Raw genomic sequence first — 22,515 nt, forward strand, 5'->3', positions numbered from 1 at the left:
AGGCAAAGAATGCGAAAAAGTACAGGGCTGGTCGGTGTTGTGGCGATTGTGGCGATCGCCTGGGTGGGCGCCACCTGGTATGTGGGTACACGAGCCCAGCAAACCATAGAAGATGTCGTGGCCCAGGCCAACGAGCGCCTTACCGAGGTGTCGGTTCCAGCCAGTGGGACAAGCTTGGAGATTGTCAGCTACGATCGCGGCTGGTTCTCGTCCCAGGTGGTCTATACCTTGCACATGAAGGACGCCGACGGCGCAGCCAGGGCGCTGACCATGCAGGACCACTTGCATCACGGTCCATTTCCGTGGTCAGCAGTGCAATCGGGCAAGTTTGCACCCATGCTGGCCCACAGCAAGGCCCACGTCGTCGCCACGCCTGCAACACAGGCTTGGGTCGACAGCCAGCAGGGCGGTTCGCCATTAACGATAGAAACCCAAGTTGGCTTTGGCGGATCCGGACACTCCACCTGGACGTTTGCGCCGGTCGACATGATGGATGAGGGCGATGCCCTGCGCTTTAGCGGCGGCCAATTGCTGGTCGACTTTACCGATGACTTCAAAAGCAACCAGGCCACTGGGCAATTTGCTTCGCTGCTTCTGACCAATGAAGAGATGGCCGAAAGGCTCGAGCTTAAAGATCTGCAGGTCAAAAGTTCCACCCAGTCCAGCAATAACGATACGGTAACGGTGCAAAGCCAGGCCACGGTGGCGGCCTTCACCCTGGACGAGGGCGACGATAGCCCGGTCGTGATCAACGACATGGCCATCCATTTCGATAGTGTCCAGACGGGCAAGCTGCTGGACGGCACCTTGCGCTACGACTTCGGTCAAGTGGCGGTGGGCGAGTTCGCACTGGGCAGCGTCTCGATAGGCGGCAAGGTGCTGCAACTGGACATGGAGGCCTTAAGGCTATTGGCCATGGAATACGACGCCATCCAGGCCAGCCTGGGCGACAACGACGATGAAAGCGCCGTCGTACTGAGCAACGAGCAAGAGGCGCGTCTGCAGGAAAGGCTGCAGGCAGTATTGGCGTCCAGTCCGGTATTTTCGATCGAGCCCTTCGTCTGGAAGAACGACCAGGGTGAGACCCGTGGCAGCCTTCAGGCCAGTCTTGCCCAGCCAGCGGCCGACGGCAAGCAAAGCGTCGACCTCATGCTTGCCCAAATGCTGCGTCAACTCAAGCTCGATCTGGCGATATCCCGGCCCATGCTGATCCAGGCATTTGGGCAATCCCAGGGCAGCGCAGACGAGCGTGCCCGGATGGAGATGATGGGCGCCATGGTTTACGACCAGTATATGGGGCGCTTGGAGCAGGCTGGGTTGGTGCAGCAGCGCGATGGCACGGCCATTTTGGACTTGCACTACGAGGACCAGGTGGTTACTGTCAATGGACAAGCGATGCCGGTGGCTGAATTCATGCAGAGAGCGTTAAGTGTCGTGATGTAGGGGGAATCCCTAGTGCTTGAGGTATAAAGCATGGGGGTATTCCGCCGTTAAACCTCTTACAACGAATAGCCTTAAAAAGGGGCCATCATGGAGACAAGCAATCAGACGGGCGCATCGCGTACACCCACCGATAGCGGCTGGCTGGCCAGGCAGTCTTTGTCCGTCAAGCTGTTCCTGGCCACGTCGACGGTCACCATCGTCGTCATGGTCATCATCGCCGGGGTCATGGCCTGGCAGATCCGGGCAAATGCGGTCGTAGCGATAGACCGCGAAATGTCGGCCGCCCTGCAGGGGGTGGACCAGTCCTTGCAACTGGTTTTCAATAGCGCAAGCCAGCGTGGGCAAGAGCTCATTCCCGTCGTTCGGCGCGAGCTGGGCGGTGTGCCGGTGCTGGATGGCAGCATGATGGATACCGACGAAGGGGGCGAGATCCCCCTGCTGATCGTCGATGACCGCATCATTAACGGCGATACCGATACCCTGATGCGCATCAACGAAAGCACCGGGGCGGATCCGGCCATTATCGTGCGATCGGGCGACAAATGGGTGCGCGCCGCCACCTTGCTGCGCAATGCGGAAGGCGCCCTCAGGCTGGGCAGCACCATCGAAGCCCACGACATACTGGCGCGTACGCTTGATCGCGGCGAGCCCTTCAGCGGAGTCGTGCAGCGCAACGGCAAGTGGTACGCCATGAGCATCGATCCCCTGAAGGACGAAACCGGCACGGTATACGGTGGCCTGTCTGTTCGGGTTGATGTCGATCAGCAGATTCAGCAGTTGCTTACATGGATAGACACGGCCACCGTAGCCGAGTTCGGTACCTTGGGCGTGCTGCAGCGTGCCCCGGACGGCAAGGACTGGATACGGATCGCCGGGTCACAAGGCAAGCGAGGCGCCAACCTGACGGCCGAGGTGTCCGCCAGCGACTTGGCCGCATTGCAGGCGCTCTACGCCCAGCCCAAAGGCTTCGCGCAAGTCACTCTGGGCCAGGGCGATGACGCCACTGCGCAGTTTATCGCCTGGGATACCGTGGCCGGCTGGGACTGGTTGATGTACGGGGTGGGCGATCAGCATGCGTTCCTGATGGAAAGTTATAAGCAACTGGCTTATCAACTGGGGTTGATGCTCATTGGGACGCTGTTGATTTCCTTGCTGGTGGGCTGGTTGGCGGCGAAAACGCTGCGACCTGTGCGGCAAGTCATCGATGGCATGGAGCGCCTGGGCCAGGGCGACCTGACCGCCCGCATTGCAGACGTACCTTCCGCCAGCAAGAATGAGATCCATACCTTGCTTGGCAATCTGCGCCGTACGCAACAAAACCTCTCACGTACCATAGCGGCGGTGCGCGCCAGCGTAGAGGAAATCAATATCGGCTCTACCGAAATTGCCGCTGGCAACAGCGACCTCTCAAGCCGGACCGAAGAACAAGCCGCCTCATTGCAGGAAACCGCGGCCAGCATGGAACAACTGGCAGCAACCGTCAAACAAAACACGGATCATGCACGCCAAGCCAATACGCTGGCCTCGGCGGCATCCAGCGTGGCGCATCGCGGCGAAGAAGTCGTTTCCGAAGTGGTAAATACCATGCAGCGTATTTCGGGCAGTTCGGGCAAGATAGGCGAGATCGTCACCGTCATAGACAGCATTGCGTTTCAGACCAATATTCTGGCACTGAACGCAGCGGTGGAAGCGGCCCGAGCAGGAGAGCAAGGCAAGGGCTTTGCCGTGGTGGCCTCCGAAGTGCGTTCGCTTGCGCAACGCAGCGCGGAAGCGGCCAAAGAGATCAAGAAACTGATCGAGTCGTCCATAACCGAAGTGGACGCCGGATCGCGTCAGGTAGCCGGCGCGGGCGACACCATGAAAGAGCTGCTCACATCAGTTCAGCGGGTCACCGAGATCGTGAAAGAAATCTCCTCGGCTTCCGAAGAGCAATCCAGCGGCATCGATCAAGTCAATGTCGCCGTATCGCAAATGGACGAGGTCACGCAGCAAAATGCGGCCTTGGTCGAGCAGGCTGCCGCGGCTGCCGCATCGCTTCAGGAACAGGCCCGGCAGTTGGCAGAAGCCGTCGCCGTGTTCAAGATCTCCGCGAATGCCAATGTGGTTCTTGATATGCAGGATTCCCGAGCGCAACGCCTGGGTTCCGCCTCGCGGCCTGATGAAGACGATCAGGCCATGAACGTCAACTTGCAGTTGGCCTCCAGCTGAAATCAAGCGGGGTCTGGTCTTGCAATGCCGTATGCGGTCGCATACGGCATTGCAAGACCAGACCCCGCACTATCAGTGGTTACTGATTATTTGGCGACTTCCTGCACACGCTTGATCAACTCGGGATCACGCTGCAAAGCCATATTGATGCCATTGAACTGATCCACGGTCATGCCTTCTTCATGTACCGCCTTCACCATCTTTGCGTCGGCTTCCTGGAAGACCTTGTTCTTGGTGGCGTCGTCGGTTGAGGCCTCCAGCTTGGGCGTGTACTCCTGGGAGATCATGGCGACCTTCTTCGAGGCGCTGACGAATCGCTCCAGCTGCGCGTTCGAATAGTCCGGTGTCGGGACGTTCATGGGCGCTGCGGGCTGAGCCTGTGCGGGGGCTTGCTGTGCCGACGCGCTGCCTGCGGCCAGTCCCAATGTCAATAAACCTGCTGCTACGGCGGTGAGTATCGGTTTCTGCATGCAATCTCCTGATTGTTGAGGATGAAGGTTCATCATGCCAACAACTGACGAGACTTCAAGGCCAGGGTGTCGTCAGACTTGTCCAAGCGCTACGCAGCGTTACGGTAGCGCGCCCATGGGGCCGCTACGGTCGCCATTGGGTAGAACTCTTACCTTTCGCAATGCCCAACAGGCTTCTTATGTCCCCGTGGTTCCTATTCGTCGCGGAACCGCGTATGCTGTATCGGCCTACCGGCATCCAGCTGTTGTCATACAAGGAGCACATCATGGCAAAAGGGCAATTACGCGGTAACAAAGAGGCTAAAAAACCCAAGCAGCCCAAGAAACCCGCGACGGCAGACACGCCATTTGGCGCCATCGTTCCAAAAGGCAGTGCTCAGCCTGCGGGCGGCAAAAAGAAGTGAAGCCACTGGCGCCTTAGGGCGCCAGTATCAAAAGTGCTGGTCGATGATCTGCTGGAAGGCGGCCTCGGCCGATAGCCCGGCTTTCATCAACCGGCTTATTTCCTGCGAATACGCCGCTATCCCTTCGGGTAGCGTCTCGCGGTGTTCCTTGAAGTAGGCGTACTTGTCCTGCTCGACCGTGTCTATCACCGGCGCTGCGGCCGGGCTTTTGCTGGACGCCGGTCGGCGTGCAGGGGTGGCTCGGGTGGCCGGGCGACCGCTGCGCAGCATTGCGGCCCGGACGGCCTCCATGGCGTAAATCGGCGTGAGCTCATCGCTGATGTTGCCGTCCTCGTTCAGACGCAGCAACAAATGCCTCTCGTCGAAACCCATTTTGCGTTCTGTGGGGTTGATGACCTGGTAGCTCGGCTTGGCGGGCCTGCCGGGAGACTGAAACTGGACGCGGTCACCGTATGCCTCCATTTTCTCCATTACCTCTTTTAAAAACTCCGGCGCCAGGCTGTCCAGGTTGCCGTTCCAACGTTTACTTCGCTTGGTACTCAAGTGCGCTGCTTCCTGTGTTGTATCGGCGGCGCGTGACTTGAAAAGGGGAGTGCGCCGCGAGGCGAAATTGTACGCTTGATGGAGATCGTAGCGCCAATAGGACAATCCGTTGCCAGATTGCTGGGTTATCAACGCTGATGGTGCTATTTATAATCAAGCTAACCCCACCCTCTCATAGGTAGCCATCATGACAACAGCCAACACCACCAAGAATTTCAATGCGGAAACGGTGCTGCACCCGCGCAAGGTCGAACGCGTGGTGCCGGGTGTGGCGACCTCTGACGGCGCCGGAGTCAAGCTTACCCGAGTGCTGACGCCCAACCTGCAAAAGCGGCTGGATCCATTTCTGATGCTGGATCATTTCGGCACGGATAATCCCGGCGACTACATCGGTGGCTTCCCCGACCATCCGCACCGCGGTTTCGAGACCGTAACCTACATGATAGAAGGGCGCATGCGCCATCGCGATAGCGCCGGCAACGAGGGCCTGCTGCAAAATGGCGGCGTGCAGTGGATGACGGCCGGCAGGGGCCTGGTGCACTCGGAGTTGCCAGAGCAGGAGGAAGGTCGCATGGAAGGGTTTCAGTTATGGCTCAACCTGCCCGCACGCGACAAAATGACCACGCCTGGCTATCGCGATATCCAAAGCGAGGCCATCCCCGAAGTGCGCTTGCCATCGGGCGTGCTTGTGCGCGTCATCGCTGGTGGCAGCCACGGGGTAGCCGGCGCCATGCAGCGCGACACCACCGAACCCCTGTATCTGGACCTGCACTTCGAGTCAGCCGCCGAATTTTCTCAGTCGCTCGCGCGGGACATGAACGCCTTTATTTATGTCTATCGCGGCGAAGTGCAAGTTCAAGGATATACCGTGCCAGCCCACCGCATGGCGGTCCTGGGCAATGACAAGCAGGCTGACGGCGTGGTGCTGCAGAGCCAAGGGCCGGCACGCGTGCTGCTGGTGGCCGGCAAACCGCTGAACGAGCCTATCGCACAGCACGGTCCATTCGTAATGAACACCCACGAAGAGCTTGTGCAAGCGGTGGCGGACTTCCAGGCCGGGAAGTTCCACCAACCCGTAGCGGGGGCCTAGCTCAGGCCGCCATCAGGCAGCTACGTCTCCGCGACGCGGTGGCGTATTCCCGGGATGCATGTCGTCGTCACCGGGCCGCTGCGGCAGTTGCGGCAGGCCAATTGCCTTGCGCAAACGTTGGCAGTCGGGATTCGGGCTTCCATCGGCCAGCCACGTCGGAAACTCTCGACACGGCGAAGGCCGTTGCTCGTAGATGCCGCAGTGGACCCCATCTTGCCCCACCTCGCCGCGTAGCGCCACGCACGGTTTGCCACCATGCTCGGTCCCCTTCATACAGCCGCGCAGGGCGCTTACCTGTGTGACAAGTTCTGGGGGAACCGTACCGCCGCTTTCTCCGGCTATTTCGCCGCAGTAAAACGATACTCTGAAATGTGCGCAGCATGCCCCGCAGGAGAGGCAAGGGTTGAAACCGGCAACATCGTTGCTGGCTTGTTGCCGAGCCGAGGCGAACGACACAGGATAGGCAAGGAGCGGGCGAACCACCGTCATGAAGCATCTCCTTATGAGATGTGTAGACCGACTTTGGGAAAGCAGGGACGGGATTTTACAGCAAATAAAAAGGCCAACTCTGAAGAGCTGGCCTATATATCTATTTAGTCTTGTTGGTGCCGATGAGAGGAGTCGAACCCCCGACCTTCTCATTACGAATGAGCTGCTCTACCAACTGAGCTACATCGGCGTTCAGCTAATAGCGGTAAATCTTTGCCCGCTTTCTGCCAAGCCCATTATTATACATATTTCCTACGCTGCCCAAGCGCAGCAATGACTGGAGGATGTATGGATTCCATCGTGTGGCTTATGTTGGCGGCCGCTTTGCTGCCGTACGCTGCGGCTATAGCGGCCAAGGCGGGCGGTAGCGCTTTCGACAACAACGAACCGCGGTCCTGGCTGGCGCGGCAAGAGGGTTGGAGGGCGCGCGCCAACGCTGCGCAGAAGAACCTTTTCGAGAGCTTGCCGTTCTTTTATGCCGCTGTATTGCTCGCGCTGTATGCACAAGTCAGCGAAGGCTGGCTGCTGATGCTGATGTCGGCCTGGGTAGGCGTACGAATGATCTATATCGGCGTCTACGTGGCCGGCTACGGCGCTATACGATCCGCCGTGTGGGCCCTGGCTTTCATCATCAATATTGCGATTCTGTTCCTTGCCATGTAAACCGGGGCGACAGGCGGCGCGCGCCGCCCCACCGTTTACTTGTCGTCGTGGTTCATCCGGATGGCGGAGGGGAACAAGTCCCAGCACGCGATGAACAAGGCGGCAAACAAGGGGCCGATGACGAAGCCATTCAGGCCGAATACCGCCAGGCCGCCCAGCGTGGAGATCAGGATGACATAGTCCGGAATCTTGGTGTCTTTGCCAACCAGCAAAGGCCGCAGGATGTTGTCTACCAGCCCGATCACCAGCACGCCAAAAAGGATCAGCAAGATGCCCTGCCACGTAGCGCCCGTGACAAGAAAGTAAACCGCGACCGGCACCCAGATGATGGCGGCTCCCACCGCCGGCAGCAATGAAAGGAAAGCCATCAACACGCCCCATAGCAGGGCGCCCTGGATTCCCAGCAACCAGAACATCAGCCCGCCCAGCGCCCCTTGCGTGGCGGCCACGACTATGTTGCCCTTGACTGTTGCCCGCACGACGGTCGCGAATTTGCGAAATAGATGCTGTTGATGGTCGTCGCTAAGCGGGATCAGTTGCTTGCTCTGTCGAGCCAGGTTGGCGCCGTCGCGCAGCAGGAAGAACAGCAAATACAGCATGACAAACATGCCCACGATGAACTGGAAGGTGTTCTGGCCCACGTTCACGGCCTGGGTTGCCAGGAATTTGCTGCCTTGCAGGGCCCCAGCCGATAGCTTCTCGCGCAGGCTGAAGACGTCTCCGACACCAAAGCGCAGCAGCACTTCGTGCACGGAGTCGGGCAGGGCGTTCATGATCTGCTCGAAATAGTTGCCCAGATTCAGCTCGCCGGTGCTTAGCTGCTTATATATGTGGGCGCCTTCCTGTACCAGGGAAGCCGAGATCAGAATCATGGGGATGATCACCATCAGGATAATGATCATCAAGGTCGTCAGCGCAGCAATGTTGGGACGGCCACGCAGCCGTTGCAGCAGTCGCCTGTGGAGCGGCTGAAAGATGATGGCCAGGATGGCGCCCCAGAAGATGGCGCCGTAATACGGCAGCAACACCCAGATGAAGGCCACCGTGACGATGGTCAGCAGCAGCAGGAACGAGCGAAAGTAAAGGTTGGAGTTATTCATTAGCGCAATTCTATGCGAAGCCGGCCTACTCGCCCAGCAACTCGGCAATGGTTTCCATCTCTTCGATGTGCTGCGAAATCACCTTGACGACCATAATGGTGGGTACGCACAGCAACATGCCCCAAACGCCCCACAGCCAGGCGCCAAACAGCAAGGCCACAAATACGGCGGTGGCGTTCATTTTTGCAATGCGGCCGGTCATCCATGTGGTTACCAGCATGCCCACGATGCTGGCAACGCCGAGCGTAATAGCCGCTGCCAACAGCATCATCGAAAGTGAATCAAACTGCAGGAAGGCGGCCACGCCGATCACGACTGCGGCGATCAGCGGGCCGAAGTAGGGGATGATGTGCAGCAGGCCGGCCACCACGCCCCACGAGGCCGGATTGTCCATGCCGATGGCCCACAGCGCGAGCCAGGTAAATATCCCCAACAAGGTGTTAGTGACCAGCAGCATCAACATGTATTTCTGGATGGACGTGTTGATGTCGTCCAATATTTGGACAGTAATCTTTTTGTTGGATAACGAGGGGCCGGTAAGCCGTACCAGTTTCCGCTTGAAGGTGTTGCCCGACAGCAAGGCGAAAAACACCATGAATAACACCATAGTCATCTGGCCCATGAATGCGGCCGCGCTGACCGAGCCGGCCCATAGCCAGTCGTTCAGGTTGAAGTCGGGCGGTGCCACCACGACCGCCGGCGGCGCGGGCTGAGCCGGGTCTACTGGGGTTTCGGCTTCCGGTTTTGTGACCCGGGTCAGCGTGTCGGCGGCACTACGCAGCTTGTCCAGCGTACTTAGCTCGCCATTGTCCAGGCGCTTGTACGCGCTGCTTAGCTTATAGGCCGCGAACGGGACCTCATCCATCATCGTCTGCGCTTCTACGTAGACCGATGTAGCAATGGCGCCCGAGCCGCCAATCAGGCCAATCATGACCAGACTGGTGCCCAGGACGCGAGGTACTTTCATGCGTTCTAGCCAGACCACGACGGGGTTCAGTGTGTAGGACACCAATATGCCCAACACCAGAGGTATGAAGAAGTCCTTGGCCCACTGCAAGGCAAAGACGAAGGCGATGGTCGCCAGAATGGTAAGCGCCAAGCCGCTGGCCGCTACATGGGAGCTGGGCTCTGGGACCACATCGATGACCGGCGCTTTCTGGTGGACGCCGTCCGCCGGTACCACGGTCGGAGCGGGCGGGTCTGTGTCGGAGCCTGTTGCACCCGGCTTGTTCTGCGTAGCATCCATGGTGGCCTCTGGCGTGGGTTAACTTTCTGCCCAGCCTCGCGTAGGCTGGCTGTAAATACTACGGTTTAGCGAAGCAAGAGGCAAGCCGTTGTGGATCAACGGGCATCCACGGGTTAGTCACTATAGCTGTCACCGGCAAATTCTATGAGGCAGAAGCCGTGACCGAAGGGATCGGAGAAGCTTATGCATTTTGATCCCTTCCACTGGACGCATTCGCTCTCCTGCACTGCGCCGGCACCGATGGCACGCTTGGCGGCTTCCTCTACATTGTCGACGACGAAATCCAGGTGTACCGGTGTCCAGTGCCTGGTGTACTGGCGCCCATCGCCCAGGCTTTTCACTGGACGCGAGCCGGCCGGCTTGCGTAACAGGTACAAGGTGGCAGCGGCGCCCGTCAGTTCGGCAACGTCGCCATCGATGATGCGGCCAAGGCTCAGTGGCAAAGCCGCAGTATAGAAGTCGATCGCGGGAGCGAGCTTGGGCACGTCAATGTTTACGAGTATCTCCATGGTGGTCCACCTGGACATTGTCCAATATCCGTTATACAGCACCGCGAGTCGCGACGCGCCTACAATGGCGCGGCATGACAAAAAGATCCAGCTCGACAAAACGCAGGGCCAAGCCCAGGGCCAGGAAGCGCGCCGGCCGCCTCAGTCGATTTCTAAGGGCGTTTACCACTTCGGCCATTGTTGCCTTCAGCATCACCAGTTGCGCGCTGAACCCGCAACTACGGGATCACTTGCCCAGCCTGACGGGCCAGGAAGACATAGCGGTACCAGCGGCTCCCACCGGCGCCCAGCTTCAAACACGCTTCTCTGACTGCCCGCAATTCTTTCCGGGCGGGCAAGCGCCTATCGTTCCCGCGGGGCCTGCATTGCACGAACTGTGCTTCTCGTCCTTTGCCATATTGCATAGCGGCCAGACCAAAACGCCTGTGTTCGTCGCACAGCGCCTGAATCGGAAGATGCTTAACCAGGCGCAAGGAATCAAGCGCACAGACCGGTTCTATTCAGAAGCGCGATTGCCCACCGCCCAGCGTGCTCAATTGGACGATTATCGTGGCTCGGGTTATTCGCGCGGCCACATGGCGCCCGCCGGCGACATGCATACCCTTGAAGCCATGGCCCAGAGCTTCAGCCTGGCCAATATGGTGCCGCAAGACCAACGGCATAACGCCGGCGCCTGGAGCAAAGTGGAAAGCGACACTCGTAAATACGTCATGCGCGCCCAAGGTGATGTTTATGTCTTGACCGGCCCGGTTTACGACAGGCGGCCGCAGACCATAGGGCCAGGCAAGGTGGCCGTGCCTGGCGGGATGTTCAAGTTGGTATACGACGTCACGACAGGGCGATCATGGGTGCACTGGCAGGCGAATAGTCCGGACGCCAAGGTGGGGCCGCCGATCAGCTATGCGGAATTCGTGAGGCGCACGGGCTTGCAGCTGTCCTTGTCGGCTGCCGGCGCGCCCTGAGGGTGACGAAGTGGCCCAAGTGAGCGCGGCAGGGCATACTACGAGCATACAAACATTGGAGTGCAATATGCCCCGAAAGATTGTTCAACTGACTCCCCTCAAGATCCACGACTATGCTGGCGTGTACTTATTTGCGGTTTGTAGCGACGGTTCCGCGTGGCGAGCCGTACAAGGCGACGATGGAAGTATTGTCGGAGAATGGATGCGTATCGCGCCCATTGATGAAGATGTTGCGGTGGATAGCGGCCCGGACCTGTAGGCCCTGCCTACCAGGCACCGCGGCGTGGATAAGCCTGCCGCATATATTCGATCAATTGCTGTTCGACCGTTTGAGCCCCCGGGTCGGACACCACTTCCGAGCTAAGAAATTCAGGCCGCGCGAAGTGCCGTTCAGTTGCCTCCATCTTGGGGCTGAGCGGCGAATATTTGGTCGACGGTAAGTTGGCCATGAGGTTGGAAGGGCGCACTGCCCGATCCGTATCGGCCGCTGTGCGTTCACGCAGCTCAGGCGTGCTTGCTTCCACATGCGTTGCTTCTTCTACATAGTTGGTCATAAGAGACTCTCCCGCGGGTCCTGACCACAATAAAATGCCAGGACGATCTCCCCGTTGGCTAATCTCGCGCGTCGAAGACGCTGGATGCGCAACGGGTAGCATGCGTGGCGCATGCGCTTTTGCTGGGGTTGCTGAGGACGACCGCGAACTGGTAGGAGATCCTAGACTGATTACGACAGGTCGCGGCCTATCCAGTATGGACCAGTTTGTTGTAAATAGATACTATTCCCTACAGCACCTGGAGTTGGAATGAGGTAGCACGGCCTAGTGCCGCTATTATTTAAGCGTGAGCAGGCTCTACTGTGAGCTTCACGCCAGCGGCACGAGCTAGCTTTAGCACGGTGTCATAGCGTGGCTTAGCTCCGGGAGCCAATGCCTTGTACAGGCTTTCGCGACCAAGACCCGCATCCTTGGCCATTTTGGTCATGCCCCTGGCTTTGGCAACATCTGATAGCGCCGCAAGGAAGAGGGCGGGGTCGTCTTCCTCTAACGCTGCAGATAGGTACTCGGCAATTGCTTCTTCGCTGTCAAGATATTCGGCTGCGTCAAAGGGCGCTATTTTGATGGTGGTCATGGCTGTTCCTCTTGTATCTGTTTCCACATGGATATGGCGGTCTTGATGTCCCGCTTCTGCGTAGACTTGTTGCCGCCAATCAACAAGAGGTATACGGCTCGGCCATCACGGGCATAGTAAATACGATAGCCGGGGCCGAAGTGAATACGCATCTCGGAAACACCATCACTGATGGTCTTTATGTCGCCGAAGTTGCCTTGGGCTGCTTGCCGCATGCGAATAATTACTTTCGCCCTTGCTTTCAAGTCCTTGAGGTCGGCTAGCCATTCATTAAATTTGGCGGTTCGGTTAATCGAATTCATGAAAACCTATAGTATCCGATTGGATACGTCCCTGCAAACATTTCCGCCCAGCATTTGAACTGCGGGCTTTTTATTTGGTGACCCCTTGTTGAAACAACAGTACCGCGGATTGGTTACTCAGTCTCGACTTCACTGGCTCGGCAAGATGGCAGCGCATCTTGCGAATTTGCGTCCACATTGATGACAAAACCGCAGAACGCAAAAAGGCCAACTCCGAAGAATTGGCCTAGATGCTTGAATTTATTGGCTCCCCGAACTGGGTTCGAACCAGTGACCTGCGGATTAACAGTCCGTCGCTCTACCGACTGAGCTATCGGGGAATTAAAGAAGCGAAACTATAGCATGAATTTCGCTCTTGCCGCAAACCGTGGAGGGCCTCAGTGGTTCACAGAAGTGGGCTTAATCCAGCAAGTCCCGCATGTCGTCGGCGTGCTCTTCTTCGACCGCCATGATGTCGATCAACAGGTGTTTGGTTGTGGGGTCCGTGTCGCCGATGCGCTCTATCATTTGTCGGTAGGATTCGATGGCAATACGCTCTGCGACGAGGTTGGCCCTGATCATGCCCTTGATATCGGTGCATTCATCATATTCTGCATGGCTGCGCTGTGAAATGGTGGCGGGGTTGAAGTCGGGCTCGCCGTTTAGCTGCACGATGCGTTCAGCAATACGGCCGGCATGCTCTTCTTCCTCTTGAGCGTGGGTCAGGAATTCCGCCTTGATCGGCTCGTTCACCAGGCCGGTGGCTGTGTAGTAATGCCGCTTGTAGCGCATGGCACAGACCAGTTCGGTGGCCAAGGCGGCGTTAAGCATCTCGATGATCTCTTCTCGATTGCCCTGATAGCCCGAGGACACGGCGCCGTCCTCCAGGTTGCGGGCGGCCTGGCGGATGGCTGCGACGTCGATGGGTCCCTGCGTAGTGTCTCGCCCAGATTGTTTCAGATCCATAATTCGTCCTTGTTGTGTTGATGGGGTCAAACGGACGAGCTTGCAACTTCCGTGCCTGGGCAAGGAAGTTCGGGCAAAATGGCGGATTGCTGCTGTCTTGATATTTTCCCACCATGAAACCATTGCCCGGTGTTACCCAGATCCCCAGAGTCCACGAGTTCTGGATGGGCTTCTTGCTTGCGGGGCTGGGCGCCGTGCTTTTCTCCGCCAAGGCCATCGTGGTCAAGCTCACGTATCGCTACGGCGTCGATCCCCTGACCATCATTGGCTACCGCATGATGCTGTCGCTGCCGTTCTTTGCCCTGGTCGGCTTCTACCAGGCCCGGAGGGCGCGTCGGGGGCAGATACCCAAGCTCAGTGTGCGCGAAAGCCTGCAACTGGTGTTTCTGGGATTCATTGGCTATTACCTGTCCAGTTTTCTGGACTTTGTGGGCCTGCAAACCATTTCCGCGGGGCTGGAGCGGCTTATTCTTTTCCTGTCTCCCACTTTTGTGTTGCTGATCTCCGCTTTCTATCTGAAGCGTCCGATCGCAAGAGGGCAGTGGCTGGCACTGGGTTTGTCCTATCTGGGCGTGATGTTCGTGTTTCTGCAGGACCTCTCCTTCAGTGGCAGCGACGTCATGGTTGGGTCGCTTTTCGTGCTGGGTTCGGCCCTGACGTATTCCATATACCTGATCGGATCCGGAGAGCTGATCAAACGGGTGGGCGCAACGCGCCTGGTGGCCTATGCCATGAGCGTATCGGCGGTCTTCACGCTGCTGCACTTCTTTGCGGTGCACGGTTTGGCCGGCCTGGAACAGCCGCTGCCTGTTTATCAGTTGTCGCTCATCCACGCAGTATTCAATACGGTCGCCCCAACATTCATGATCATGTGGTCGGTCGCCCGCATAGGCGCGCCCATGACTTCCCAGTTGGGCCTGCTGGGTCCGGTGTCGGTGCTGTTTCTGGCGGCGTGGCTGCTGGACGAGCCGATCACTGGCTTGCAACTGGTGGGCACAGCTTTCGCGCTGGCAGGGGCTGTCGTGCTGGGTCGCCGCAAGCCGCAAGGCTAGGGCGCCAGGCTCCTGCGGCGGTCAGCTTACGCCGCTGCCCTTTTGTGCTGCAGCCTTTATCAGCCGCTCTATATCTTCGCGATGGACGTCGTGCGTTACAAAGCCGGAGGCATTCTCCGGCATGGCAAGGCGATCGGGATCAGCCAGCGTCAGGCGTATGTCCTCCAGCCCGCCGTGCCAGTGCTCGCGCATGGTGGCCATGCCAAACTGAAAATCCTTATAGTGTTGTTCGTAGGGCTTGTTGCGATAGATCAGGTGGATGACATTGAAGCGCTTTGCGCTGGCCAGCTCTTGTGCCATGCGGCAGTATGAATCACTGGCCCTGATGTCTTCCGGAATATGCTCCAGCATGCGTTCCAGGATGTGGCGCAAGTACTGAGACCAGCGCAGTTCGTCCGTGACCATGCGGGTACGGCTGGAGTAGCGGATGTCTTTGATGCGATCCGACACTTCGCTCATGTTGGTGGGCGCCTGACCGCGTGCGCTCCATAAGTCCACCTGGAACACCAGCGTATCGCGCAGGGGCCGAGAGTCCAGCACCTGGGTAAGCGGGGTGTTGGAAACCAGTCCGCCATCCCAGTAATATTCACCATCGATTTCAACCGCCGCAAAGGCCGGCGGCAGCGCCCCCGATGCCATGAAGTGCTCGGCGCGCAAAGTCGTGCGGGCGTTATCGAAGTAGACCAGGTTGCCCGTGCGCACATTGACTGCGCCGACTGATACTTGCTGTGCGCCGCTATTGATGCGATCGAAGTCGCAAAGACGCTCCAGGGTGGATTTCAGGGCGCTGGTGTCGTAATAGCTGGCGGTGTCGGGGCTGCCGCGCAGGTAGTCCGACGGGGGCGGGAACCGAGGCTGGAAGAATCCCTTTTGCCCGCCCAGCAGGGCGTTGCCCGCATGAAAGGCGCTAAGCGCGCCACGCATGGTGTCGTTGATGTCGAACAGGGATTGCTCGATGGCAGAGTTCAAACCCCACATTGAATTGGGCTTGCAGATGGTTTCCCAGAACTCGGTCAGCTTGGCGACAGCCCTGTCGGGCGCATTGCCGGCGATGATGGCGGTGTTCAGCGCGCCGATCGATATCCCCGACAGGCAGGTCAAGGCGATGCCTGCCTCGTGCAGGCCCTGGTATACGCCTGCCTGGTAGGCGCCCAAGGCGCCGCCGCCCTGGAGGACCAGGGCGGTGGTTTCATAGGGTGGCAAGGTAACGGTCATAGTGATTTCTGTATGGGTTCGGGGATGGCCAGGCTGTTGACAAAGGCATCGATCAATGCGCCGCGATAGCGGGATTTATGCAGTACCAGCGACAAGCGACGCTGCAGGTTCACGAAGGGGGTGGGCAAGACCTTCAGGCGGCCCGCCGTGACGGCATCGCCTGTGGCCGACTGGGGCAGGCACGCGATACCCAGCCCCGCAATGACGGCCTGCTTGATGGCTTCGACCTGGCCCAGTTCCAGCAATATGCGGCCGGGTGGCAAGGAGGCCAGCACATGTTCTGTCTGCACCCGCATGGCCGAACCGGGCTCGCGCAGTATCCATTTGGCGTCCTTGAAATGCCGCGCCTTGAGATCCTGCTGCTGCGCCAGGGCATGCAGGGGCGCAGCGCAAACGACCAGCTCATCGTCGCGCCAAGGCAGCACTTCCAGTTGCGCGTGGTTGACCGGGCCTTCCACGCAGCCCACATCGATGCGGTGAGCCAGTAGCCCCGCTGTAATAGTGTGGGTGTTCTCGACGCTGACCTGCAGCGATACTTGAGGGTGGCGCTCCACAAATACGCCCAGCAGATCTCCGACAAGGTAGTTGCCGATGGTGTTGCTCGCGCCCACGCGAAGCTCGCCGGTCAGCTCAAGTTCCTGGTCGCCGCTTTGGCGCAACATCTCATGTACCCGTTCGATAACTTCCTGGGCCATGGGCAGCACTTCCTTGCCGCGCGGGCTTAAATGCAGCCGGCCACGCTCGCGATCGAACAACTGGCCGTTAAGCTGGCGTTCCAGTTCTGCCAAAGCCATGCTGACCGCAGGCTGCGTAACGAACAGTCGCTCTGCAGCTGCCCGGACGGTGCCGGCCGAGGCAATGGCCACAAACACTTCAAGCTGACGTATGCTGATTGATAACATCAGTAAAGTTTATACCCTTATTAAGAATTTATGAATTTATTTATATAGAGCGGGCTTCTAAAATAACTGCAGGTTATTACTTTATATGTTGGATCATGCCCGAAGCGCCCCCTCTCATGTCGTCTTCCATTCCCAGCCGAACGTGGGGCGGCCAGTGGCTGCGCGGGCGCAGCGATGCGGCCTCGCGCCCGCCTTCCGCACTGTACGGGCTGGTCCTGGCGGTGGTCGTGGGCATCTTTGCCATGATACTGGGACGCTGGGTGCCTATCATAGGCGGCCCGGTGTTCGGCATACTGCTGGGGCTTGCCATCCGCAACACGGTCGGTGTCGGTCCGGTGTTCAGGCCGGGCCTGCAGTTCGCATCCAAACAGATACTGCAGTGGTCCATTATTGCACTGGGGTTTGGCCTGAGCATTCAGCAGGTCGCGCAGACAGGGCTGGAATCGCTGTGGGTCACACTGATTACCATTGCGGTGGCTTTCGGTTCCGCGGGGTTGCTGGGCAAGTGGCTGGGCATTGCCTCGAAGCTTAAAATCCTGATCGGCGTGGGCACCGCCATTTGCGGCGGTTCGGCCATCGCGGCGGTGACACCCATCATCAAGCCCGAAGATCACGAGACGGCCTACGCGATATCCACCATATTTTTGTTCAATATCGTGGCTGTGCTGGCGTTTCCCTTGCTGGGCCACTGGCTGAACATGTCTGATGCCGGGTTTGGTCTATGGGCCGGTACGGCCATCAATGACACCTCGTCTGTCGTTGCGGCCGGCTATAGCTATAGTGCCGCAGCGGGCGATCACGCCACCATCGTCAAACTGACACGCGCCACGCTTATTATTCCCATTTGTGTGGTGCTGGCGATGCTGGTCGCGTGGCGCGAGAAGAAGCAGGGCGATTCCGGCTTCAGCCTCTTGCGCATCTTTCCGTGGTTTATTTTGTGGTTCCTGGTGGCCTCGGCGATGCGATCGACGGGTCTTATCCCCGAAGCCGTCACCGTCAGCCTGAACTTGCTGGCTCAGTTTCTGATTGTGGTGGCGCTGACCGCCATAGGGCTGTCGTCTGACCTGCGTCGCATGGCATTAGCCGGTGTGCGCCCCATACTGCTGGGACTGGGCGTATGGGTAGCGGTGGCGGGCAGCAGCCTTGCAGTGCAGCGCTTCATGGGCGCCTGGTAACCACCTTAATTAACTTAACCACGACATGGGGTTGTGCTGGAGCGCCACGCCCACGATGTAAAAGAAAATGGCGATGGCGATCAGGGCTGCAACGCCGCGCGCGGCGGGTGTCTTGCCACGCTTGATGGCCACCATGCCTACGCCGATGTACAAGATTACCGCCACGATCTTGGCCAGTATCCACGGTTGCTCCGGGCCTATCATCATGGCCAGCATGACACCGGCAACCAGCAAGACGGTATCGACCACATGCGGCAAAATCCTGAACAGGCGCAATTGCAGTTTGCTCGAGCCCGTGACCGACCAGTACGCGCGTATCGCGAACAGCAAGATGCTTAGTACGGCGGCAGTGATGTGGAGATGTTTGATCGCAAAATAATTCATTCGAGGCTCACAAGATGTCCGCCGCCCGGGCGGCGTGCGAAGGTCGACTGGCCCGATGTTCGGCCAGCGGCGTTATGGTAGCAGGTCGCCCTCAGGCAGTCGCCAGGGTCTCCCAGGCACCGGTCTGGTCTCCCTTGAGCACCAGCTGACGGGTATGGTGGCGCAGCAAGGTGCTGCGATGACCCACGCTGAGCAATATGGTGTCGGGCAAGTGCTCACGCACCAGGCGGTACATGGCGTCTTCCAGGCCCTCGTCCATGGCCGAGGTGGCTTCATCCAAAAAAGCCACGTCGGGACGGGCCAGCAGCAGCCGGCCAAAGGCCAGCCGCTGCTGCTCGCCCAGCGACAGAATACGGCTCCAGTCGGCGACCTCGTCCAGTCTGCTGGCAAGGTGGCCCAGTTGGACTTGGTCCAAAGTCAGTTCAACCCGGCGGTCGTGGTCGACAGTGGCGGTGTCACCGGGCAAGGATTGCTTCGGATACAGCAGTGCATCGCGCAGACTGCCCAAGGGCAAATAAGGCTTTTGCGACAGGAACAGCACATCGTCTTCGGGCCGTACGATGGTGCCCGTACAGTAAGGCCACAGACCGGCGATGGCGCGCAGCAAGGTTGTCTTGCCTGATCCTGATGGTCCTCGAATCAACAGCGCATGGCCCGGTCGCACCTCCAGTCCCACATCCTTAAGCAGCGGTATCCCCGATGGCGTGCTGACCGACAGGCCTTCCAATGCCAGTCGCCCGGGCGCCGTTTGCACGTCAGGTGTGGGCAGAGCGGCCGCATCGGCCACGGCCTTGGTGAAGCCGGTAAGGCGGTCCAGCGTGGCGCGGTAGGTGGCAAAGTTATCGTAGGCGTTGCGAAAGAACGAAAGATTGTCTTGCAAGCGGCCGAACGCCTGCGAGGTTTGCATCAGGTCGCCCAGCGTGATCTGCTGAGAAAAGAAGCGCTGCGCCTGGATAATGAAGGGGAACACCACTGCTGCTTGCGTGACCGAGAAGTTGAATCCCAAAAATTTCAGCGAGCGGTACACGATTGCCCAGGCGTTGTCGATGACGTGCGCGAACCGACCGCGTAGCAAGGCGCCTTCCACTTTCTCGCCGGCATAAAAAGCGATGCTTTCCGAGTATTCGCGCAGCCGCACCAGGGCATACCGGTAATCGGCATTGAAGCGCTCGTTCAGGAAGTTCAGCAGGATCAATGGCCGGCCTATCTTTATGGCAAACACCGTAGCCACAATCACGTAGACGAACACCAGGAAGACCATGCCGCGCGGAATCTCCACGCTGCCCAGGGCTAGTGGGCCGGATAAATTCCACAAGATAATGGTGAAGGCAAAGGTGGAGACCAGGGCGTTGATCACACCCATGGACAGCGTCATCGACATTTCGGCGAAGACGGCTACGTCTTGCTGGATACGCTGGTCGGGGTTGTCGATCCCCTTCGCCAGATGCTGGCTGCGGTAGTAAGCTTGCTTGTCCAGCCATTGCTTCAGCAACTTTTCATTCAGCCACACGCGCCAACGAATGACAAAGGCCTGCTGGATATAAAAATCGAGTAGCGAGCGCAGGACATGGACGCTGGCCAGGATTGCGAACAGCACCATCGCCATCCAGAAGCCGGGCGCGTCCAGCGCTTGCAGCGCGGTATACATGGTGTTGTACCAAGCCGAAAACAGAACTTCCAGGCGCACGCCACACAGGGTCAGGAACAGAATCAGCAACAATGTCAGCAGGGGCCGCCAACTGTGGCGCGGCGAAAAATACCCCGACGCCAAGTTCCAGAACTGCCGTCCCCATACCGTAAACCGTGCCAATGCCCAGATGGTGGCGGCCGACACCGCCAGGGTTACGACATACGCTTGCACCAACCAGATGCCGCTATCGACCAATGCCTCGTTCCAGTTCATGCGGGCTGCCTACAGTTGGTCAAGCGGAATCTTGAAGTAGCGCACTCCATTGTCTTCGGCCGGCATGGGTTGGCAGCCGCGGATGTTGAACTGGACGGCCGGCAGAATAAGCACCGGCATTTCCAGTGACTGGTCCCGCTTGGTGCGCATGGCGACAAAGTCGGCTTCGCTGATGCCGTCGCGCACGTGGATATTGCCGGCGCGCTGGGCGGCCACCGTGGTGCAGCACTGTTTGTCCCGACCCTTGGGGGATAGTCGTGACATAGATAAAGCCGCGTGTCGTCCGGCATGGCAAGCAGGCGTTTGATGCCGGCATAAAGCCGTGCCGCATCGCCGCCCGGAAAATCGCATCGGGCCGTGCCGACGTCGGGCATGAAGAGCGTGTCTCCAACAAAAACGCCCAGCCCCTCTATGCAATAAGCCATATCGGCCGGCGTATGGCCGGGCACATGCAGGGCGGTGGCCTTCATGTTGCCGATCCGGAAGGTCTCGCCATCCGAGAACAGGTGATCGAACTGCGACCCGTCTGTCCGGAAATCCTTTTCCAGATTGAAGATGCCCTTGAATACTTCTTGTACCGTTCCGATGTGCTGGCCTATGGCCAGCCGTCCCCCCAGTGTGTTCTTGATATAGGCGGCCGCTGACAGATGGTCGGCATGGGCATGCGTTTCCAGCAGCCAGTCCACTGTCAGGCCATGCTCGCGAATGAAAGCGATGATGGCATCTGCCCCGGCCGTGCTTGTACGGCCGGCTTTGGGGTCGTAGTCCAACACCGGGTCAATGACGGCGCATTCAGCTTGGCCGGGCTGGAATACCACGTACGAGAATGTAGCCGTCTGCTCATCGAAAAAAGACTGGACCTGCGGTGCTGGCATAGTGTCTCCGTACTGACAGTAATCGTTGCGCGCAGGCCGATATTAACAAGGGACGCCCGCCCTTGTGCGCCAGGTGTCATGCAGCGATAATCAAGGCCTTGATTATCATCTGCCTCGAGGCCTTATGCCCTATATCACCATCTCCGCCAGCGCCGGCTACTCCACTGAACAGAAAAAGCAATTGATGGAGCGCGCCAGCGACGCCGTCGTTGAAAGCATCGGGGCGCCGCTGCCCAGTGTCCGTGTGATGTTGCACGAGCTGGCTGATGGCCATTACTTGAATGCCGGCAAGTTCGGCACACAGGCTGTGATGTTCCAGGTTGAGTTCATCGAGGGCCGCACTGAGCAGCAAAAAGATGCGCTGATCGCGGCGCTAAGCCGCGTAGGCTTCGAAACCACTGGCCTTCCCGAAAGCGAAGTGCGGGTTCGGCTGATCGACTTTCCGAAAACCAACATGGGCATGGCGGGCGGCGTCAGTGCCCAGGCCCTGGCCCGCTAAGTACATGAAGTCGGTCCCGGACCCGCTTGCGCTTGCCGTCATTGATTTCTGGCAGTCTGCCGGGCCATCGGCATGGTTTGCCAAGGACGACGAGTTCGATGCGCGCTTTCGCGACCAGTTCATGGATCTGCATTTCGCGGCGGCGCGCCGCGAGCTTGATCATTGGTCTGAAAATGCGCAAGGCAGCCTGGCGCTGATCTTGTTGCTGGACCAGTTTCCGCGCAATGCATTTCGCGATACGCCGCATATGTTCGCCACCGATGGCCTGGCGCGCAGGGCGGCCAAGCTCGCCATCGATGCCAACTTCGTGACGCAGATCGGCCAGCCATTGGCCTTGTTCCTTTGTGTGCCCTTCATTCACTCTGAAGACATCGCCGATCAGCGTTACGGCGTGCAGTTGTACCAGCGCTATAGTCCCGACAACATCCGCCACGCCATAGAGCATTGCGAGATCATCGCCCGTTTCGGACGCTTTCCGCATCGCAACCGCATACTGGCTCGTGACTGCACTGCGGAAGAACTTCAGTTCCTGGAAGAGGGCGGATTCGCCGGATAGTCCAGGTCCTCAGCCCAGATGCGATCCCGACGGGCGTTTCTCTTCGGTTGCCATGGACGTCAGTCCGTGAATGATGCCGCAGTCTTCGATGGCCGTGGCATCTGCGCATTGCTCCCGTAGGCCGATCAATTGCTTGCGCAGTCGCTGCAGTTCGGCCAGCCGCGTGTCGACATGCCCAATATGCTCATCCAGCAAGGAGTTGACCGGCGCACAGTCGCCATGGCGGCGATCCACGAAAGCCAGCAGGGTGCGGATTTCGTCGTGGGTCATGTCCAGTGTGCGGCAGTTGCGGATGAAACGCAGGCGCTCCAGGTGTTCCTGCCGGTAGCTGCGGTAGTTGCCTTCGGTACGGGCCGGGGAGGGCAGCAGCCCTTCCTTTTCGTAGAACCGAATTGTTTCGGTGCCGCAATTTGCGACCCTTGCAAGTTCGCCGATTTTCATGGTTTGCTCCT

The 22,515-nt window shown here is 58.9% G+C and carries 26 protein-coding genes, 2 tRNA genes and 1 pseudogene; 11 read left to right on the forward strand and 18 right to left on the reverse strand.

Going from position 1 to position 22,515, the window contains the following annotated elements; all coding sequences use genetic code 11:
* Positions 1-9 precede the first annotated feature (9 nt).
* Positions 10-1,443 (forward strand): YdgA family protein, encoded by a 1,434-nt coding sequence (locus CKA81_RS02695; RefSeq protein ID WP_164878325.1) that lies wholly within the window; start codon positions 10-12, stop codon positions 1,441-1,443.
* Between the two features lie 87 nt (positions 1,444-1,530).
* A complete protein-coding gene (locus tag CKA81_RS02700) occupies positions 1,531-3,651 on the forward strand; it encodes a methyl-accepting chemotaxis protein (RefSeq protein WP_128353924.1) in 2,121 nt (706 codons plus the stop codon).
* An 86-nt stretch (positions 3,652-3,737) separates the two neighbouring features.
* Here the strand turns inward: CKA81_RS02700 and CKA81_RS02705 are convergent, their stop codons facing one another.
* Entirely contained in the window at positions 3,738-4,121 is a 384-nt protein-coding gene (locus CKA81_RS02705; RefSeq protein WP_128353925.1) for a DUF4168 domain-containing protein, read from the reverse strand.
* 266 nt (positions 4,122-4,387) lie between these two features.
* Here CKA81_RS02705 and CKA81_RS17035 point away from each other — a divergent pair, with 266 nt between their 5' ends.
* Positions 4,388-4,525: a hypothetical protein gene (locus CKA81_RS17035; protein WP_164878326.1), complete on the forward strand. Its 138-nt coding sequence runs from the start codon at positions 4,388-4,390 to the stop codon at positions 4,523-4,525.
* Positions 4,526-4,552: 27 nt separating this feature from the next.
* On the opposite strand, the gene CKA81_RS02710 is transcribed toward CKA81_RS17035, so the two are convergent.
* Complete coding sequence (locus CKA81_RS02710) at positions 4,553-5,068, reverse strand: hypothetical protein (RefSeq protein WP_128353926.1); 516 nt, start codon at positions 5,066-5,068, stop codon at positions 4,553-4,555.
* Between the two features lie 187 nt (positions 5,069-5,255).
* Here CKA81_RS02710 and CKA81_RS02715 point away from each other — a divergent pair, with 187 nt between their 5' ends.
* Positions 5,256-6,158, forward strand: a complete 903-nt coding sequence (locus CKA81_RS02715; protein ID WP_128353927.1) for a pirin family protein — start codon at positions 5,256-5,258, stop codon at positions 6,156-6,158.
* Between the two features lie 12 nt (positions 6,159-6,170).
* On the opposite strand, the gene CKA81_RS02720 is transcribed toward CKA81_RS02715, so the two are convergent.
* Positions 6,171-6,647: a YkgJ family cysteine cluster protein gene (locus CKA81_RS02720; protein ID WP_128353928.1), complete on the reverse strand. Its 477-nt coding sequence runs from the start codon at positions 6,645-6,647 to the stop codon at positions 6,171-6,173.
* Positions 6,648-6,761: 114 nt separating this feature from the next.
* Positions 6,762-6,837: transfer RNA gene (locus CKA81_RS02725), tRNA-Thr, on the reverse strand.
* 98 nt (positions 6,838-6,935) lie between these two features.
* On the opposite strand from CKA81_RS02725, the gene CKA81_RS02730 reads away from it, so the two are divergent.
* Positions 6,936-7,310, forward strand: a complete 375-nt coding sequence (locus CKA81_RS02730; protein ID WP_128353929.1) for an MAPEG family protein — start codon at positions 6,936-6,938, stop codon at positions 7,308-7,310.
* 35 nt (positions 7,311-7,345) lie between these two features.
* On the opposite strand, the gene CKA81_RS02735 is transcribed toward CKA81_RS02730, so the two are convergent.
* From CKA81_RS02735 to CKA81_RS02745, 3 genes are all read right to left on the reverse strand, one after another.
* Positions 7,346-8,410, reverse strand: coding sequence for an AI-2E family transporter (locus CKA81_RS02735; RefSeq protein WP_128353930.1), 1,065 nt, complete (start codon positions 8,408-8,410; stop codon positions 7,346-7,348).
* Between the two features lie 25 nt (positions 8,411-8,435).
* Positions 8,436-9,656: an AI-2E family transporter gene (locus CKA81_RS02740; RefSeq protein WP_128353931.1), complete on the reverse strand. Its 1,221-nt coding sequence runs from the start codon at positions 9,654-9,656 to the stop codon at positions 8,436-8,438.
* A gap of 113 nt (positions 9,657-9,769) precedes the next feature.
* Positions 9,770-10,165 carry a VOC family protein gene (locus tag CKA81_RS02745; RefSeq protein ID WP_128353932.1) on the reverse strand — a complete coding sequence of 132 codons (396 nt, stop codon included), beginning with the start codon at positions 10,163-10,165 and terminating at the stop codon, positions 9,770-9,772.
* Between the two features lie 74 nt (positions 10,166-10,239).
* On the opposite strand from CKA81_RS02745, the gene CKA81_RS02750 reads away from it, so the two are divergent.
* Together CKA81_RS02750 and CKA81_RS02755 are read left to right on the forward strand one after the other, a co-directional pair.
* Entirely contained in the window at positions 10,240-11,127 is an 888-nt protein-coding gene (locus CKA81_RS02750) for a DNA/RNA non-specific endonuclease (protein WP_128353933.1), read from the forward strand.
* A gap of 67 nt (positions 11,128-11,194) precedes the next feature.
* Complete coding sequence (locus tag CKA81_RS02755) at positions 11,195-11,386, forward strand: hypothetical protein (RefSeq protein ID WP_128353934.1); 192 nt, start codon at positions 11,195-11,197, stop codon at positions 11,384-11,386.
* Positions 11,387-11,393: 7 nt separating this feature from the next.
* Here CKA81_RS02755 and CKA81_RS02760 read toward each other — a convergent pair whose 3' ends face one another.
* The 5 genes from CKA81_RS02760 to CKA81_RS02780 form a co-directional block, all read right to left on the reverse strand.
* Complete coding sequence (locus CKA81_RS02760; RefSeq protein ID WP_128353935.1) at positions 11,394-11,681, reverse strand: hypothetical protein; 288 nt, start codon at positions 11,679-11,681, stop codon at positions 11,394-11,396.
* A 280-nt stretch (positions 11,682-11,961) separates the two neighbouring features.
* Positions 11,962-12,255, reverse strand: a complete 294-nt coding sequence (locus tag CKA81_RS02765) for an addiction module antidote protein (protein WP_128353936.1) — start codon at positions 12,253-12,255, stop codon at positions 11,962-11,964.
* A complete protein-coding gene (locus CKA81_RS02770; protein ID WP_128353937.1) occupies positions 12,252-12,557 on the reverse strand; it encodes a type II toxin-antitoxin system RelE/ParE family toxin in 306 nt (101 codons plus the stop codon). The genes CKA81_RS02765 and CKA81_RS02770 overlap by 4 nt, the downstream gene beginning before the upstream one ends.
* A gap of 244 nt (positions 12,558-12,801) precedes the next feature.
* Positions 12,802-12,877 (reverse strand) — tRNA-Asn (locus CKA81_RS02775).
* Positions 12,878-12,956: 79 nt separating this feature from the next.
* Entirely contained in the window at positions 12,957-13,502 is a 546-nt protein-coding gene (locus CKA81_RS02780; RefSeq protein WP_128353938.1) for a ferritin-like domain-containing protein, read from the reverse strand.
* A 113-nt stretch (positions 13,503-13,615) separates the two neighbouring features.
* Between CKA81_RS02780 and CKA81_RS02785 the strand changes: the two genes are divergently transcribed.
* Positions 13,616-14,554, forward strand: coding sequence for a DMT family transporter (locus CKA81_RS02785; protein ID WP_164878327.1), 939 nt, complete (start codon positions 13,616-13,618; stop codon positions 14,552-14,554).
* Positions 14,555-14,575: 21 nt separating this feature from the next.
* Here the strand turns inward: CKA81_RS02785 and CKA81_RS02790 are convergent, their stop codons facing one another.
* Both CKA81_RS02790 and CKA81_RS02795 read right to left on the reverse strand, forming a co-directional pair.
* Positions 14,576-15,769 carry a DUF3734 domain-containing protein gene (locus CKA81_RS02790; protein WP_128353939.1) on the reverse strand — a complete coding sequence of 398 codons (1,194 nt, stop codon included), beginning with the start codon at positions 15,767-15,769 and terminating at the stop codon, positions 14,576-14,578.
* Positions 15,766-16,671: a LysR family transcriptional regulator gene (locus tag CKA81_RS02795; RefSeq protein ID WP_128353940.1), complete on the reverse strand. Its 906-nt coding sequence runs from the start codon at positions 16,669-16,671 to the stop codon at positions 15,766-15,768. The genes CKA81_RS02790 and CKA81_RS02795 overlap by 4 nt, the downstream gene beginning before the upstream one ends.
* Positions 16,672-16,787: 116 nt before the next feature.
* On the opposite strand from CKA81_RS02795, the gene CKA81_RS02800 reads away from it, so the two are divergent.
* Entirely contained in the window at positions 16,788-17,846 is a 1,059-nt protein-coding gene (locus CKA81_RS02800; protein WP_128353941.1) for a YeiH family protein, read from the forward strand.
* A gap of 9 nt (positions 17,847-17,855) precedes the next feature.
* On the opposite strand, the gene CKA81_RS02805 is transcribed toward CKA81_RS02800, so the two are convergent.
* The 3 genes and pseudogenes from CKA81_RS02805 to CKA81_RS02815 form a co-directional block, all read right to left on the reverse strand.
* Positions 17,856-18,230, reverse strand: coding sequence for a SirB2 family protein (locus tag CKA81_RS02805; RefSeq protein WP_128353942.1), 375 nt, complete (start codon positions 18,228-18,230; stop codon positions 17,856-17,858).
* Between the two features lie 91 nt (positions 18,231-18,321).
* Positions 18,322-20,133, reverse strand: a complete 1,812-nt coding sequence (locus CKA81_RS02810; protein WP_128353943.1) for an ABC transporter ATP-binding protein/permease — start codon at positions 20,131-20,133, stop codon at positions 18,322-18,324.
* A 9-nt stretch (positions 20,134-20,142) separates the two neighbouring features.
* A pseudogene (locus CKA81_RS02815) lies at positions 20,143-21,008 on the reverse strand (MBL fold metallo-hydrolase).
* Positions 21,009-21,132: 124 nt separating this feature from the next.
* On the opposite strand from CKA81_RS02815, the gene CKA81_RS02820 reads away from it, so the two are divergent.
* Both CKA81_RS02820 and CKA81_RS02825 read left to right on the forward strand, forming a co-directional pair.
* Positions 21,133-21,507, forward strand: coding sequence for a tautomerase family protein (locus tag CKA81_RS02820; protein ID WP_128353944.1), 375 nt, complete (start codon positions 21,133-21,135; stop codon positions 21,505-21,507).
* 4 nt (positions 21,508-21,511) lie between these two features.
* Positions 21,512-22,063, forward strand: a complete 552-nt coding sequence (locus CKA81_RS02825; RefSeq protein WP_128353945.1) for a DUF924 family protein — start codon at positions 21,512-21,514, stop codon at positions 22,061-22,063.
* Between the two features lie 9 nt (positions 22,064-22,072).
* Here CKA81_RS02825 and cadR read toward each other — a convergent pair whose 3' ends face one another.
* On the reverse strand, positions 22,073-22,504 hold the full coding sequence (gene cadR / locus CKA81_RS02830) for a Cd(II)/Pb(II)-responsive transcriptional regulator (protein WP_128353946.1): 432 nt from the start codon (positions 22,502-22,504) through the stop codon (positions 22,073-22,075).
* Positions 22,505-22,515 lie beyond the last annotated feature (11 nt).

It is taken from the genome of Pollutimonas thiosulfatoxidans, assembly GCF_004022565.1.
Classification (GTDB): Bacteria; Pseudomonadota; Gammaproteobacteria; order Burkholderiales; family Burkholderiaceae_B; genus Pusillimonas_D; species Pusillimonas_D thiosulfatoxidans.

Coding starts and splice junctions, on each gene's coding strand:
- CKA81_RS02695 (WP_164878325.1), top strand. CDS start 10: ATGCGAAAAAGTACAGGGCTGGTCGGTGTTGTGGCGATTGTGGCGATC.
- CKA81_RS02700 (WP_128353924.1), top strand. CDS start 1,531: ATGGAGACAAGCAATCAGACGGGCGCATCGCGTACACCCACCGATAGC.
- CKA81_RS02705 (WP_128353925.1), bottom strand. CDS start 4,121: ATGCAGAAACCGATACTCACCGCCGTAGCAGCAGGTTTATTGACATTG.
- CKA81_RS17035 (WP_164878326.1), top strand. CDS start 4,388: ATGGCAAAAGGGCAATTACGCGGTAACAAAGAGGCTAAAAAACCCAAG.
- CKA81_RS02715 (WP_128353927.1), top strand. CDS start 5,256: ATGACAACAGCCAACACCACCAAGAATTTCAATGCGGAAACGGTGCTG.
- CKA81_RS02720 (WP_128353928.1), bottom strand. CDS start 6,647: ATGACGGTGGTTCGCCCGCTCCTTGCCTATCCTGTGTCGTTCGCCTCG.
- CKA81_RS02730 (WP_128353929.1), top strand. CDS start 6,936: ATGGATTCCATCGTGTGGCTTATGTTGGCGGCCGCTTTGCTGCCGTAC.
- CKA81_RS02735 (WP_128353930.1), bottom strand. CDS start 8,410: ATGAATAACTCCAACCTTTACTTTCGCTCGTTCCTGCTGCTGCTGACC.
- CKA81_RS02740 (WP_128353931.1), bottom strand. CDS start 9,656: ATGGATGCTACGCAGAACAAGCCGGGTGCAACAGGCTCCGACACAGAC.
- CKA81_RS02745 (WP_128353932.1), bottom strand. CDS start 10,165: ATGGAGATACTCGTAAACATTGACGTGCCCAAGCTCGCTCCCGCGATC.
- CKA81_RS02750 (WP_128353933.1), top strand. CDS start 10,240: ATGACAAAAAGATCCAGCTCGACAAAACGCAGGGCCAAGCCCAGGGCC.
- CKA81_RS02755 (WP_128353934.1), top strand. CDS start 11,195: ATGCCCCGAAAGATTGTTCAACTGACTCCCCTCAAGATCCACGACTAT.
- CKA81_RS02760 (WP_128353935.1), bottom strand. CDS start 11,681: ATGACCAACTATGTAGAAGAAGCAACGCATGTGGAAGCAAGCACGCCT.
- CKA81_RS02765 (WP_128353936.1), bottom strand. CDS start 12,255: ATGACCACCATCAAAATAGCGCCCTTTGACGCAGCCGAATATCTTGAC.
- CKA81_RS02770 (WP_128353937.1), bottom strand. CDS start 12,557: ATGAATTCGATTAACCGAACCGCCAAATTTAATGAATGGCTAGCCGAC.
- CKA81_RS02780 (WP_128353938.1), bottom strand. CDS start 13,502: ATGGATCTGAAACAATCTGGGCGAGACACTACGCAGGGACCCATCGAC.
- CKA81_RS02785 (WP_164878327.1), top strand. CDS start 13,616: ATGAAACCATTGCCCGGTGTTACCCAGATCCCCAGAGTCCACGAGTTC.
- CKA81_RS02790 (WP_128353939.1), bottom strand. CDS start 15,769: ATGACCGTTACCTTGCCACCCTATGAAACCACCGCCCTGGTCCTCCAG.
- CKA81_RS02795 (WP_128353940.1), bottom strand. CDS start 16,671: ATGTTATCAATCAGCATACGTCAGCTTGAAGTGTTTGTGGCCATTGCC.
- CKA81_RS02800 (WP_128353941.1), top strand. CDS start 16,788: ATGTCGTCTTCCATTCCCAGCCGAACGTGGGGCGGCCAGTGGCTGCGC.
- CKA81_RS02805 (WP_128353942.1), bottom strand. CDS start 18,230: ATGAATTATTTTGCGATCAAACATCTCCACATCACTGCCGCCGTACTA.
- CKA81_RS02810 (WP_128353943.1), bottom strand. CDS start 20,133: ATGAACTGGAACGAGGCATTGGTCGATAGCGGCATCTGGTTGGTGCAA.
- CKA81_RS02820 (WP_128353944.1), top strand. CDS start 21,133: ATGCCCTATATCACCATCTCCGCCAGCGCCGGCTACTCCACTGAACAG.
- CKA81_RS02825 (WP_128353945.1), top strand. CDS start 21,512: ATGAAGTCGGTCCCGGACCCGCTTGCGCTTGCCGTCATTGATTTCTGG.
- cadR (WP_128353946.1), bottom strand. CDS start 22,504: ATGAAAATCGGCGAACTTGCAAGGGTCGCAAATTGCGGCACCGAAACA.